Genomic DNA, 12752 nt, shown 5'->3' with positions numbered 1-12752 from the left:
TGACGATGACCCCGGCGCTCAGCGTCAGGTCGGCGTCGACCGCCTGCAAGCCGCTGAAGTCGGTGGGCGCGCGGGTCCAGGAGCGGCCTTCCGCGCCCGGCCGGCGCGCTTCCCCCCGGGGCGCGGCCGCCCCGGGCGCCCCTCCCGCGCGCCCCCCACCCCACCCCGCTGCCGCCCCCCACGCCCAAGCCGCCCCGCCCGCTGGCCACCGCCTTCCTGAACACCCCGCAGGAAATCGCGGTGGCCAGCGCGCGGATCGGCTTGGGCATGGTGGCCGACAGCAGGATCGTCTGGCGGTCGCGCGGCAGGCTCGCCAGGATCTGGCGGATCGCCGGCAGGAAGCCGAGGTCGAGCATGTGATCGGCTTCGTCGAGCACGATCGTGGTCGTCCGGTCGAGGCGCACGGCACCCGTCTGCATGTGGTCGATCAGCCGGCCCGGCGTGGCGACGACGATGTCGACGCCGCGCGACAGGGCCCGGATCTGCGGCATCGGCCGCACGCCGCCGGTGACGACGGTGGCCGAATGGCGGACCTTCTGGCCATAGGCGCGGATGCTGTCGGCGATCTGCGAGGCAAGCTCGCGCGTCGGCGCCAGGATCAGCGAGGTGCAGGTCTTCGGATCGGGGCGCAGGTTCTGCGTCGCGATGCGATGCAGCAGCGGCAGCACGAAGGACGCGGTCTTGCCGGTGCCGGTCTGGGCAAGGCCCATCACGTCGGAACCGGACAGGATCGCGGGAATGCCCTGGGCCTGGATCGGCGTCGGGCTGGTGTAACCCTCGGCCGCAATGGCCTTGAGGATCGGCTCGGCGAGGCCGAGGTCGTTGAACGTGGTCAAGCGGACTCCTTGCTCGCGCCCGCACGCCATCATTGGGCGGCCGGTCGCGGTCCGTGTCTTACAATGAAGGGAGCTTGCGCAGATCAGCTGCCTTGAGGATGCGCTCGCACCGCCGGGCGGTGTCTCTGGGAGCGGCTTCTGGGCAACGATCGGGAGGAAGGTTGCTTCGCGGGGCGCCGTGCACGAATGGTCGTGTCTCTACGCGGACGCCGTCGCAGCACCGTAGACCACAGATCATGCTGCGGCGCAACGGAAATCATGTCTGGCGGGTTTTGGAACAAAAATTCCATAATGATCTGCCTTCGGGTGACCCTGCAGCAAGGATGGGCGATGACGCGGCGCGTCGCCCCTCTCTTTTCGGTGCTTTCGCGCACCGTTCCGGTCGCCGCAACGGCAGTGCAGGCGGGGCTGTCCTGACCGCGTGAAAACGTGGCGGCAACGGGTCGGGCTGCGCCGCGAATCTCCAGGGAACCCTATAACCGGCTGACATGTCGACAAAAACGCTCCTGCCAGGGCGTCTCATACGTCAAATCCTGCCTGCCGGGGAGAGTGATCGGGCGGTGCCGGTTTCGCTGGAAAAGACCAGAAAGCTGTTGCGGGGCATGTAAATGGAATTTATGTTCCGTTTTGAACCGAATGCCGCGACCGGGCGGCGACAGCAGGCGAGGGAGGCGGTCGTGGCGGCCACAACATCCGCGGAAGCCGGCGCGGGCAGGGACGACAGGCCGCTCGACGTCATCACCATCGGCCGGTCCTCGGTCGATCTCTACGGCGCCCAGGTCGGCGGCCGTCTCGAGGACATGCGCGGCTTTGCCAAGTATATCGGCGGTTCGCCCACCAACATGGCCGCCGGCACCGCCCGTCTCGGCCTGCGTTCGGCGCTGATCACCCGCGTCGGCGACGAGCACATGGGCCGTTTCATCCGCGAGGAGCTTGCTCGCGAGGGCGTCGATGTGCGCGGCGTGAAGATCGACCCCGAGCGGCTGACGGCGCTGGTGCTTCTGGGGATTCGCGACCGCGAGCAGTTTCCGCTGATTTTCTACCGTGAAAACTGTGCCGACATGGCATTGGAGGAGGGCGACATCGACCCGGCCTTCATCGCCGAGGCCGGCTGCGTCACCGTCACCGGCACGCATCTGTCGCATCCGCGCACGGAAGCGGCCGTTTTGAAGGCGCTGCGCCTTGCCCGCGACAACGGAGCACGGACCGCGCTCGACATCGACTACCGTCCCAACCTCTGGGGCCTTGCCGGCCATGACGCGGGCGAAAGCCGCTTCATCGCCTCGGCCGCCGTCACGGCCAAGCTGCAGGCGCATCTGTCCCTCTTCGACCTGATCGTCGGCACGGAGGAGGAATTCCACATCGCCGGCGGCACCACCGACACGGTGGCCGCCTTGCGCGCCGTGCGCGCCGTTTCCTCCGCGACGCTCGTGTGCAAGCGCGGACCGATGGGCGCCGTCGCCTTCGAGGGGGCGATCCCCGACGATCTCGATCACGGCGTTTCCGGTCCCGGCTTTCCCATCGAGGTGTTCAACGTGCTCGGCGCGGGCGACGGCTTCATGTCCGGCCTGTTGCGCGGCTGGCTGCGCGACGAGGGCTGGGAGCGGGCGCTGACCTATGCCAATGCCTGCGGCGCGCTTGCCGTCTCGCGCCACGGCTGCACGCCGTCCTATCCGAGCTGGGAGGAGCTTTGCTTCTTTCTGGAGCGCGGCGTGCGCGTGCCGGCCCTGCGCAAGGATGCGGAACTGGAGCAGATCCACTGGTCGACCAACCGTCACCGCTCGCATGGCGGCGACTGGTCGGTGATGCGTGTCTTCGCTTTCGACCACCGCATGCAGCTTGAGGATCTCGCCCGGGATCTCGCCGCAGACCCGGCCCGCATCCCGCACTTCAAGACGCTGTGCCTGGAGGCGGCGCGCCGCGTGCAGGCGGGCCGGTCCGGCTACGGCATTCTTTGCGACGGCCGGCTTGGCGAGGAGGCGCTGTTTCGCGCCGCCGGGACCGGCTTGTGGATCGGCCGGCCGGTCGAGCGGCCGGGCTCCCGTCCGCTTGAGCTGGAAATCGGCGCCGACTACGGCTCGGCGCTTGCCGAATGGCCGGCGGATCACGTCGTCAAGGTGCTGTGCTTCTATCATCCGGACGACGATGCGGCGACGAAGGCCGGCCAGGAGGAGACGATCCTGCGCCTTGCCCGTGCCGCGCGCGCCAATTCGCTGGAACTCCTGCTGGAGGTGATCCCCTCGAAGGTCGGCCCCGTCGACGACACCACCACGGCGCGGGTCATCGCGCGCTTCTACGAGATCGGCGTCTTCCCCGACTGGTGGAAGCTGGAACCGATGACGAGCGAGGCCGGATGGGCGGAGACTTCGGCGGTGATCGGCGAAAACGATCCCCATGTGCGCGGCATCGTGGTTCTCGGCCTCGATGCGCCGATGCATGAACTTGCCGCCAGTTTCGAGGCGGCCGCCCGCTTTCCGCTGGTCAGGGGCTTTGCCGTCGGGCGCACGATCTTCGCCGATCCGGCGCGGCGCTGGCTTGCGGGCGAGATCGGCGACGAGGACGCGGTGGTGGCAATGGCCGCGACATTCGCCAGACTGTGTGCCATCTGGGACGGAGCGCGCGGCCGGGCCGCCCCCGTTCCTGCCGGAGAGCCGACATGACCCAGACCATCCGCCTCACTGCCGCGCAGGCCATGGTGCGCTTTCTCGCCGCCCAGGAAAACGACGCCGGCGAACCGCTCATCCCCGGCTGCTGGGCGATCTTCGGCCACGGCAATGTCGCCGGCCTTGGCGAGGCGCTGCAGGGCGCGGGCGACGATTTCCCCACCTGGCGCGGCCACAACGAACAGGGCATGGCCCATGCGGCGATCGCCTATGCCAAGGCCGTCAACCGCGCCCAGGCGATGATGGTCACCACCTCCATCGGGCCGGGCGCCACCAACATGGTGACCGCTGCCGCCCTTGCCCATGTCAACCGGCTGCCGGTGCTGCTCGTGCCGGGCGACGTCTTTGCCGGCCGCGCGCCCGATCCCGTGCTGCAGCAGGTCGAGGCGTTTGCCGATGCCACCGTCTCGGCCAATGACTGCTTCCGCCCGGTGTCGCGCTATTTCGACCGCATCACCCGGCCCGAACAGCTTCTCGCCGCCCTGCCGCGCGCCATGTCGGTGCTGAGCGACCCGGCCGAATGCGGCCCCGTGACTCTCGCCTTCTGCCAGGATGAACAGGCGGAGGCCTTCGACTGGCCGGAAAGCTTCTTTGCCCCGCGCGTCTGGCGCCGCCGCCGGCCGCGCCCCGATGCGGGCGAACTGGCGGCGGCCGTCGCGGCGATCCGCACGGCGAAAACCCCGCTCGTCATTGCCGGGGGCGGGGTGCTTTATTCCGGCGCCTGCGACGCGCTGGCCGAATTCGCCACCCGTCACGGGATCCCCGTTGCCGAAACCCAGGCCGGCAAGTCGTCGCTTGCCTGGGATCATCCGCTCAATCTCGGCTCCATCGGCGTCACCGGCTCCTCCGCTGCCAATGCGGTTGCCGAAAGGGCGGATCTCGTCATCGGCATCGGCACCCGCTTCCAGGATTTCACCACCGGCTCCTGGGCGCTGTTCGGCAATCCCGCCTGCCGCATCCTCTCGCTCAATGTCACCGGCCATGATGCCGCCAAGCACGGGGCGTTGCCGCTTGTCGCCGATGCCCGCGCGGCGCTCGAGGACCTGTCCGCTGCGCTTGGCGAGCACCGGGCGGAGCCGCCGGCCCCGTCGTTGAAGAGCGACTGGATCGCCGCCGTCGATGCGGCAACGGCCGCCCCGTCGGGCAACGCCCTTCCGAGCGACGCACAGGTCATCGGCGCGGTGCAGCGCGGCACGGACGAGAATGCCATCGTCCTGTGCGCCGCCGGCGGGTTGCCGGGCGAGTTGCACAAGCTGTGGAAGGCCTCGCGCCCCAACGGCTATCACATGGAATACGGCTTCTCCTGCATGGGCTACGAGATCGCCGGCGGGCTCGGCGCGAAGATGGCGCACCCGGATCGCGAGGTCGTCGTCATGGTCGGCGACGGCTCCTACATGATGATGAATTCCGAGCTCGCCACCTCGGTCATGCTCGGGCTGAAAATCACGGTCGTCCTGCTCGACAATCGCGGCTATGGCTGCATCAACCGGCTGCAGATGGCGACCGGTGGCGAGAGCTTCAACAACCTCCTCGACACGGCCCGCCATGCGGTGCCGAGCGCCATCGACTTCGCCGCCCATGCGGCCTCCATGGGCGCGATCGCCGAGAAGGTCGACGGCATCGCGGCGCTGGAGGAGGCGCTTGTCCGTGCCCGCATGTCTGATCGCAGCCATGTCATCGTCATCGACACCGATCCGCTGGCGACGACGCAGGCCGGCGGCCACTGGTGGGATGTCGCCGTGCCGGAAGTGTCGGAACGCGCCGAGGTCCGCGCCGCCCGCGCCCGCTACGAGGCGGCGGTGAAAAAGAGAAATGCCTGAACACCCGGCGGCCTGCCGCCGCCTTTTCGAAAGACCCCGCCATGATTCTTTACGGCACCAATCCGATTGCCTGGTCCAACGACGATGACCAGTCGCTTGGCGCGCATATCAGCCTGGAGACCTGCCTGTCGCAGGCGGCCGCCATCGGCTTCGACGGCATCGAGAACGGCCACAAATTCCCGACCGATCCCGCCGGGCTTGCCGCGACGCTTGAGCCCCACGGGCTGAAATTCGTGTCCGCCTGGTACTCGCTCAATCTCCTGACCCGCTCCGTGGAAGACGAGATCGCCGCCATCGGTCCGCATCTTGCACGCCTCAAGGCGATGGGCTCGCCGGTGCTGATCGCCTGCGAGACGTCCAACGCCGTGCACGGGCAGGATGCCGTCGCCCTCAATGACCGGCCGCGCCTCGACGCGGGCCGCTTCGCCCGCTTCTGTGCCGACCTTGACAGGGTCGCCGCCCATTGCGCGGGTGCGGGCGTGCCGCTCGTCTATCACCACCACATGGGCACCATCGTCGAGAGCGAGGACGAGATCGACCGGCTGATGGAACTGACCGGCCCGGTCACCCGCCTGTTGCTCGACACCGGCCATGCCTTCTTCGGCGGCGGCGATCCGGCCCGTCTGGCCGAAAAGCACATGGGCCGGGTCTCGCACATCCACGCCAAGAACGTGCGTCCCGACGTGATGGAAGAGGTCCGCTCGCAAGGGCTCAGCTTCCTTGAAGGCGTCAGGCGCGGTGTCTTCACCGTGCCGGGCGATCCGGAAGGCGCGGTCGACTTCGCGCCGGTGCTCTCGGCCGCCGCGCGGCACGGCTATTCCGGCTGGCTCGTCATCGAGGCGGAGCAGGACCCGCTCGTCCGCGACCCGGTCACCTACCAGTCGATGGGCCTTGAGGCGCTGAGGGCAACAGCCCGCGAGACGGGGCTGGACAGGGGCTGAGGCGAGACGGTGACCCTCGCGCACGTCTCCCCCTTGAAGGGGAGATGTCCCCGTCAGGGGACAGAGGGGGGAGCAGCGATTTGATCTCCCGGGGGTTTCCCCGGGCAAAGACGGAAGGACAATCACATGGCCGATCTGTTGGTGAAACCAAAGGGCACTTCGGGCAAGGTGCACGACATCACGCCTGAAAGCGCCGGCTGGTCCTATGTGGGGTTTTCGCTCCACCGGCTTGCGCCGGGCGAAAGTGTCACCGAGCAGACCGGCGAGCGCGAGGCGATCCTTGTCCTTGTCGAGGGCAAGGCCGAGCTCTCCGCCGGCACGACATCCTTTGGCGAGATGGGCGAGCGGATGAGCGTCTTCGAGAAGACCAAGCCGCACTGTCTTTACGTTCCGAACGGCTCCTCCTGGAAGGCGCGGGCGACCACCGACGTGACCCTTGCCGTTTGCACCGCGCCGGGCAAGGGCGGGCATCCCGCCGCCGTCATCTCCGACATCGGCTTCGAGACGCGCGGCAAGGGCGCCAACACCCGCCACATCCACCCCATCGCCATGGAGGACAAGGACGTCGCCGACAGCCTTCTGGTGACGGAGGTCTTCACGCCGGCCGGCAACTGGTCCTCCTATCCCCCGCACCGGCATGATCAGGACAATTTCCCGGACATGACCTATCTGGAAGAGACCTATTACCACCGGCTCGACCCGGCGACCGGTTTCGGCTTCCAGCGGGTCTTCACCGAGGACGGCTCCCTCGACGAAACCATGGCCGTGTCCGACGGCGACGTGGTGCTTGTGCCGAAGGGGCACCACCCCTGCGGCGCGCCGCATGGCTACGAGATGTATTACCTCAACGTCATGGCCGGCCCGCTTCGCAAGTGGCGCTTCCAGAACCACCCCGACCACGACTGGATCGTGCAGCGCGACGCCGGAGCCTGACGGAGCGGCAAGGGTGTCCGTTCAAGGGCAGGCAGTATAGCTGCTCTGGCGACGACGGGGACAAGTGTCGCCTTGCGGGAGACGAGCCGAACCCGGGAGACAAAAAGGCAAGGCCCGGTCGGTTTCCCGCCGGGCCTTCCTGTTCCTGAGATCGCAGCGTGCAATCCCGATAAATTTTCAGGCAATTTTTCGAAAAAACGGCTCTGAAATTGTCGGGATTGCGTGGTTCTGCTTTCGGTCAGCCGTAGATCAGCGCAGCGCCGGCGAGCGCCGTCAGTCCGCCGAGGACCCGCGTCACGGACTGGCCCTTCGACGAGGCGAGAACGCCGAGACCGTAGCCGAGCGCCACGCCGGCGGCATGGAGGAGGACCGTCGCGGCGGCAAAGCCGGCACCATAGGCGGCCTGTGTCGCGGCGCCGATTTCCCCCCCATGGGCATAGCCGTGGAACAGCGCGAAGACGGCGACGACGGCCGCCGATGCCGCGACCGGGAGGCGGACGGCAAGCGCCACCAGCAGGCCGAGCGCGACCACCGAGGCAAGGATCGCGGGCTCGACGAAGGGCAGGGCGACGCCGGCAAGCGCCAGGCCGAAACCGGCAAGCATCGTCACCACGAAGGCGGCCGGCACGGCATAGACGGCCTTGCCGCCGATCTGCCAGGCCCACAGGCCGACTGCGACCATCGCCAGGATGTGGTCGGTGCCGAACAGCGGATGCGAGAAGCCGGCGGCGAAGGAACCGTGCTCGCCCGGGTTGAGATGGGCGAGCGCCGGCGTTGCGCCGGTCAGGAACAGCGCACCGGCAGCGAGAAGGGCGGCGGGCTTGGTGAAGGTGGTCATCTGCGGTCGATCCTTTGTTGAAGTCGATCAGGCGCCCCGGTGTGGGTCACGCTGTCGCGGTTCCTAGCATGTTGGCGCCGTCGTGTCCGGTCCCGTCCGGTGTTCGGGAGGCGGCATCCTGTGCTGCATCTGCGCAGGGAAGATCCGGGGCCGGCCACGCATGCTGCCGATGCGCAATGCTAGGGCGGCTTCTCGCGGCCTGACAAGTTCAAAAAACGTCCGGTTCCGGTCATTTCCCGTCTCCGCGCGGCCTGCGGCGGGAAAATGCGTCCCGGTCGGGAAAATCGGAGAAAAAGAGGCGCGGCCTGCTGGCCGCGCCTCCGGTTTGTGGCTGTGTCCGAATCGCCGTGCGTTCGGCTGTCCGGGCTCTAGCGCTCTTCCGTCTGCAGGCCGCGGAAGATCGCGACGCACATCAGGAGCAGCACCAGGGTGAAGGGCAGGCCGGTCGAGATCACCATCGCCTGCAGCGAACTCAGTCCGCCGCCGATCAGCAGCACGATCGCCACCAGACCCTCGAAGGTGCACCAGAACACCCGCTGCGGCACCGGCGCGTCGACCTTGCCGCCGGCGGTGATCGTGTCGATCACCAGCGAGCCGGAATCCGACGATGTGACGAAGAAGACGATGACCAGCACGATGCCGATCGTCGAGGTGATCGCCGACAGCGGCAGGCCTTCGAGCATGGCGAAGAGCGAAAGCTCGGGGCTGTAGCTGTCGATGACATTGGCCTTCACCGCGCTGGTCGCCGGGTCCGACAGCACCTGGTCGATGGCGACGCCGCCGAACACGGCCATCCACAACACGCAGACGAGCGAGGGGATGATCAGCACGCAGGTGATGAACTCGCGCACGGTGCGGCCGCGGCTGACGCGGGCGATGAACATGCCGACGAACGGCGACCAGGAAATCCACCAGGCCCAGTAGAACGCCGTCCAGCCCTCGCGATAACCGTCATCGGTTCGACCGACAGGGTTCGACAGGCCGACAAGGTCGGTGCCATAGGCGACGAGACCGCTGACGAAGTCGCTGAAGATGGCCGCCGTCGGCCCTGCGAAGAGCACGAAGAGCAGCAGCAGCGCGGCGATCACCATGTTGATCTCGGACAGCACCTTGACGCCGCCATCCAGACCGCGCAGCACGGAGATCAGCGCGATGGAGGTGATGACGACGATCAGGATCACCTGCACGGTGATCGTGTTCGGAACGCCGTAGACATGTTCAAGCCCGGCATTTGCCTGCTGGGCGCCGAGACCCAGCGAGGTGGCAAGCCCGAACAGCGTCGCGAAGACAGCGAGCGTGTCGATGATGTGGCCGGTCCAGCCCCACACGCGCTCGCCGAAGATCGGATAGAAGGCCGAGCGGATCGACAGGGGCAGGCCCTTGTTGAAGGAAAACAGTGCCAGCGCCAGCGCCACGACCGCATAGATCGCCCAGGGGTGCAGGCCCCAGTGATAGATCGTCGCGGCAAGGCCCATGCGCTTGGCCGCCTCGACATTCTCCGGAATGATGGATCCATCCTCGGCGAAGGGCGAGGGGACGCCGAGCGGCTCGGAGATGGCCATGTGATAGACCGGCTCGAGCACGCCGAAGAACATCAGGCCGATGCCCATGCCGGCGGCGAAAAGCATCGCGAACCAGCCGAGGTAATTGTAGTCGGGGCGCGCATCCTTGCCGCCCAGCCTGACGCTGCCCCAGGGGCTGACGATCAGGAACAGGCAGAACAGGACGAAGATGTTGGCTGCCGTCAGGAAGAACCAGTCGAAAGTGCTGGTCAACATCGGCCGCAGCCAGCCGAAGAAGCTGGCGGCCTGTTCGGGCGCGGCGAGCGCGTAGATGACGAAAGCGACGATCGACAGTCCGGAAATGAGGAAGACCGGATTGTGGATGTCGAAGCCGAACGGCCCGACATTGCCTTCCAGATTGTGCTGGCCGATCTCGAAATCGGTCTCGATGATGTCGGCCGCGCCTTCCGGTTCCGGAATTCCGGTGGCGCTGTTCTGATCTGACATTCTGTATCCTTGTTTGGTGGTTTCCGACTGGGTGTTCTAGGGCGTGCGAGGGCGCTGAAGCGTCACGCGCCTCTCACGACAAATACGGATGCGGACGAGCGACTGGCGATGGTCCCTCCGTTGGACGGCCAGATGTAGTCGGTCACGTTGGGTATATGCGACGCCATCACGACCAGATCTGCTCCGGTGTCGGCGATTGCCGCGAGCAGCGCCTGATCAAGGTCCACAGCCGGGTCATGGCTCGTCACGGCATGGCTTGATGTGGCTATGCCGTTCTCCTTGCCTTGCATGCTGGCAAACTCGCCCAGCTTTTCCGCGAATTCCGAAGGAGATCGCGCGACGCTGCCCGGCAATGAAGATATCACGCCCACATAGCATACCGATGCATTGTAATGGCGCCCGAGATCTGCGGCGGTCTGCAAGACTTTCTGCAGGCGGCTTGCATGTGCCAAGTCGACTGGGACAATTATCTTCTTGTACATAAGATTTCACCCGGTGCCGTTGGTAAATTCACTCGTGCGAGACCCGCAGCGGAGCGCCTTTTGTGAAGCCTGCAAGCATATGCACAGACGAACGAGTGACGTCACGAGCGTGAGTCGCCCCTGCGGGGACCGCATAACCCCGTGTTTTTTCAGGCCGTCGACATGCATGGCGATATCGTGTCGCTTGAAGCGACACCGGCCCCCGGGTCCTTCCTGTGGAAAGACCCATTCCGATCGATTGAAGCATCAGGCAGGAAACTGGATGCCTGCAAGCATGTTCGATCTGCATCACCAAATCTGCCATATTCGTTCGGACTGTGCAAATTTACCTTGCGTCAGAAGGATTTCTTGCAGGAGGCGTGCGGTGGACAATCGAACTTGCAGGATACCTTGTCTGGTGCATGCTGACGTCGGGACCTGCGACAAGGAATCGCTCATTTTCCGCACTGCCTGCAGGCCCTGAAACGCAATTGAAGCGCCGCGAGCAGGGAAACGGTTTGTGAGAATCACGGAGTTGACTGAACCCTCGCGCGGCGGCCTTCTTCCTGCCGGCGGCATCGATCTCGTGATCTTCGATTGCGACGGTGTCCTGATCGACAGCGAGATCATCAGCGCGCGCGTCCTGATGGCGGCACTGGAAGAGGCCGGTGTCGCGGTCGACTTCCCCTATTTCAAGGCGCATTTCCTCGGTCGCAGCTTTCCGCGCGTCGCCGAGAGCATTCGCCAGGACTTTCGCGTTCGCTTGCCGGAGACGTTCGAAAGCGACTACCGCGCCCGCCTGCTGGCGGCCTTCGAGCGCGAGTTGAAGCCGGTGGCGGGCATCGTCGGGGTGCTGGAAAACCTTGCCGCGCGCGCCTGCGTTGCCACCAGCAGCAGTCCGCAGCGGGCCGGATGCTCGCTGCGGCTGACCGGGCTGGACCGCTTCTTCGGCGAGGCGGTCTTCACCGCCTCGCAGGTCGCCAACGGCAAGCCGGCGCCGGATCTTTTCCTCCATGCGGCCGCGCGATGCGGTGTCGATCCTGCCCGCTGCCTGGTCATCGAGGACAGCCTGCCGGGGTTGGAGGCGGGGCGTGCAGCCGGCATGGCCGTGTGGCACTTCATCGGCGGTTCGCATCTCGACCGCTCGGACGCGACGCTGTCGCCGCCATTGCCGTTTTTTGACAATTGGGATGCATTCTTTGATATGGCCCCAGAACTCGGGAAGACGTGACGGGGCGCGAGAGCATGGCCGGCAAGAACGACAATGACGTAAGCCGCCTCGACGAGGCCGCCCGGGCCGGCTGGCTCTATTACGTCGCCGGCAACACCCAGGACGAGATCGCCCGCAAGCTCGGCGTGTCCCGGCAATCGGCCCAGCGGCTCGTGTCGCTCGCCGTCACCGAACGGCTGGTCAAGGTGCGTCTCGATCATCCCATCGCCCGCTGCATGGAGCTGGCGCAGAAACTGCGCGAGCGCTTTCCCCTGCAAAGCTGCGAGGTGGTGCCGAGCGATCCTTCAACGCCCGCTTCCATCGTCGGCATCGCCCAGGCGGCGGCCAGCGAGATGGAGCGCCATCTCAAGTCGCAGGAGCCGAAGATCATCGCCTTCGGCACGGGCCGCGCGCTCAGGGCGTCGATCGATCAACTGCCGCCGATGGACTGCCCGCAGCACAAGGTCGTCTCGCTGCTCGGCAACATGATGTCGGATGGCTCGGCTTCGGCCTACAACGTCATCATCCGCATGGCCGACCGGGTCAATGCGCGCCACTACCCGATGCCGCTTCCGGTGTTTGCCCGCTCGAAGCGGGAGCGTGAACTCCTGCACAACCAGGAGCCGGTTCACAACATCCTGGAACTGGCCAAGGACGCCGACGTGACCTTTGTCGGCGTCGGCAACATGGGCGAGACCGCGCCGCTCTTCGTCGACGGGTTCGTCAGCCGGGACGAGATGGCGGCACTCACCGCTGCCGGTGCCATCGGCGAGATCACCAGCTGGGTCTATGGCCGCGACGGCGCCTTGATCGAGGGATTGACCAACGACCTTGTCGCCAGCGCGCCGCTGACGCGTTCCGCCGACAAGCCGGTGATTGGAATCGCCGCCGGGGAAGCCAAGGTCGACGCCATTCTGGGCGCGCTGCGCGGGCGCATCGTCAACGGCCTGATCACCAACGAACTGACCGCCGAGCGCCTGCTCGCACGCTGACCGGGGTCGGAAATCCGGACCGCCGGGAAGCGTGAAACCTGCCCGGGCG

10 protein-coding genes are annotated in these 12752 nt (G+C 66.6%); 6 read left to right on the top strand and 4 right to left on the bottom strand.

Going from position 1 to position 12752, the window contains the following annotated elements:
• Positions 1 to 836, bottom strand: an 836-nt coding sequence (locus ACN0T5_RS09560) for a DEAD/DEAH box helicase (protein WP_417768400.1), incomplete at its 3' end; no start/stop codon positions are given.
• A 677-nt stretch (positions 837 to 1513) separates the two neighbouring features.
• Between ACN0T5_RS09560 and ACN0T5_RS09555 the strand changes: the two genes are divergently transcribed.
• From ACN0T5_RS09555 to iolB, 4 genes are all read left to right on the top strand, one after another.
• Positions 1514 to 3496, top strand: a complete 1983-nt coding sequence (locus ACN0T5_RS09555; RefSeq protein WP_417768399.1) for a bifunctional 5-dehydro-2-deoxygluconokinase/5-dehydro-2-deoxyphosphogluconate aldolase — start codon at positions 1514 to 1516, stop codon at positions 3494 to 3496.
• The gene (gene iolD, locus ACN0T5_RS09550; RefSeq protein ID WP_417768398.1) at positions 3493 to 5319 is read left to right on the top strand and encodes a 3D-(3,5/4)-trihydroxycyclohexane-1,2-dione acylhydrolase (decyclizing); all 1827 of its coding nucleotides are present in this window, start codon (positions 3493 to 3495) and stop codon (positions 5317 to 5319) included. The genes ACN0T5_RS09555 and iolD overlap by 4 nt, the downstream gene beginning before the upstream one ends.
• Before the next feature lie 41 nt (positions 5320 to 5360).
• Positions 5361 to 6260, top strand: a complete 900-nt coding sequence (gene iolE, locus ACN0T5_RS09545) for a myo-inosose-2 dehydratase (RefSeq protein ID WP_417768397.1) — start codon at positions 5361 to 5363, stop codon at positions 6258 to 6260.
• Between the two features lie 126 nt (positions 6261 to 6386).
• A complete protein-coding gene (gene iolB / locus ACN0T5_RS09540; RefSeq protein ID WP_417768396.1) occupies positions 6387 to 7193 on the top strand; it encodes a 5-deoxy-glucuronate isomerase in 807 nt (268 codons plus the stop codon).
• 238 nt (positions 7194 to 7431) lie between these two features.
• Here iolB and ACN0T5_RS09535 read toward each other — a convergent pair whose 3' ends face one another.
• The 3 genes from ACN0T5_RS09535 to ACN0T5_RS09525 all read right to left on the bottom strand — a co-directional run bounded on the left by ACN0T5_RS09535 (position 7432) and on the right by ACN0T5_RS09525 (position 10522).
• Positions 7432 to 8031, bottom strand: a complete 600-nt coding sequence (locus ACN0T5_RS09535) for a HupE/UreJ family protein (RefSeq protein WP_417768395.1) — start codon at positions 8029 to 8031, stop codon at positions 7432 to 7434.
• 368 nt (positions 8032 to 8399) lie between these two features.
• A complete protein-coding gene (locus ACN0T5_RS09530) occupies positions 8400 to 10040 on the bottom strand; it encodes a BCCT family transporter (protein ID WP_417768394.1) in 1641 nt (546 codons plus the stop codon).
• 62 nt (positions 10041 to 10102) lie between these two features.
• A complete protein-coding gene (locus tag ACN0T5_RS09525; RefSeq protein ID WP_417768393.1) occupies positions 10103 to 10522 on the bottom strand; it encodes a universal stress protein in 420 nt (139 codons plus the stop codon).
• Between the two features lie 514 nt (positions 10523 to 11036).
• Between ACN0T5_RS09525 and ACN0T5_RS09520 the strand changes: the two genes are divergently transcribed.
• Entirely contained in the window at positions 11037 to 11732 is a 696-nt protein-coding gene (locus ACN0T5_RS09520; protein ID WP_417768392.1) for an HAD family hydrolase, read from the top strand.
• 14 nt (positions 11733 to 11746) lie between these two features.
• Complete coding sequence (locus ACN0T5_RS09515; protein ID WP_417768391.1) at positions 11747 to 12703, top strand: sugar-binding transcriptional regulator; 957 nt, start codon at positions 11747 to 11749, stop codon at positions 12701 to 12703.
• The last annotated feature ends 49 nt before the right edge of the window (positions 12704 to 12752 follow it).

Origin of the sequence: Stappia sp. (assembly GCF_048261845.1) — a bacterium.
In the GTDB taxonomy this organism is placed as follows: domain Bacteria; phylum Pseudomonadota; class Alphaproteobacteria; order Rhizobiales; family Stappiaceae; genus Stappia.
This window is presented reverse-complemented; position numbering and strand designations above follow the sequence as displayed.

Bases quoted from the DNA above. Each gene is read 5' to 3' on its own strand.
- iolD (WP_417768398.1), top strand. From the start codon at position 3,493: ATGACCCAGACCATCCGCCTCACTGCCGCGCAGGCCATGGTGCGCTTT.
- iolE (WP_417768397.1), top strand. From the start codon at position 5,361: ATGATTCTTTACGGCACCAATCCGATTGCCTGGTCCAACGACGATGAC.
- iolB (WP_417768396.1), top strand. From the start codon at position 6,387: ATGGCCGATCTGTTGGTGAAACCAAAGGGCACTTCGGGCAAGGTGCAC.
- ACN0T5_RS09535 (WP_417768395.1), bottom strand. From the start codon at position 8,031: ATGACCACCTTCACCAAGCCCGCCGCCCTTCTCGCTGCCGGTGCGCTG.
- ACN0T5_RS09530 (WP_417768394.1), bottom strand. From the start codon at position 10,040: ATGTCAGATCAGAACAGCGCCACCGGAATTCCGGAACCGGAAGGCGCG.
- ACN0T5_RS09525 (WP_417768393.1), bottom strand. From the start codon at position 10,522: ATGTACAAGAAGATAATTGTCCCAGTCGACTTGGCACATGCAAGCCGC.
- ACN0T5_RS09515 (WP_417768391.1), top strand. From the start codon at position 11,747: ATGGCCGGCAAGAACGACAATGACGTAAGCCGCCTCGACGAGGCCGCC.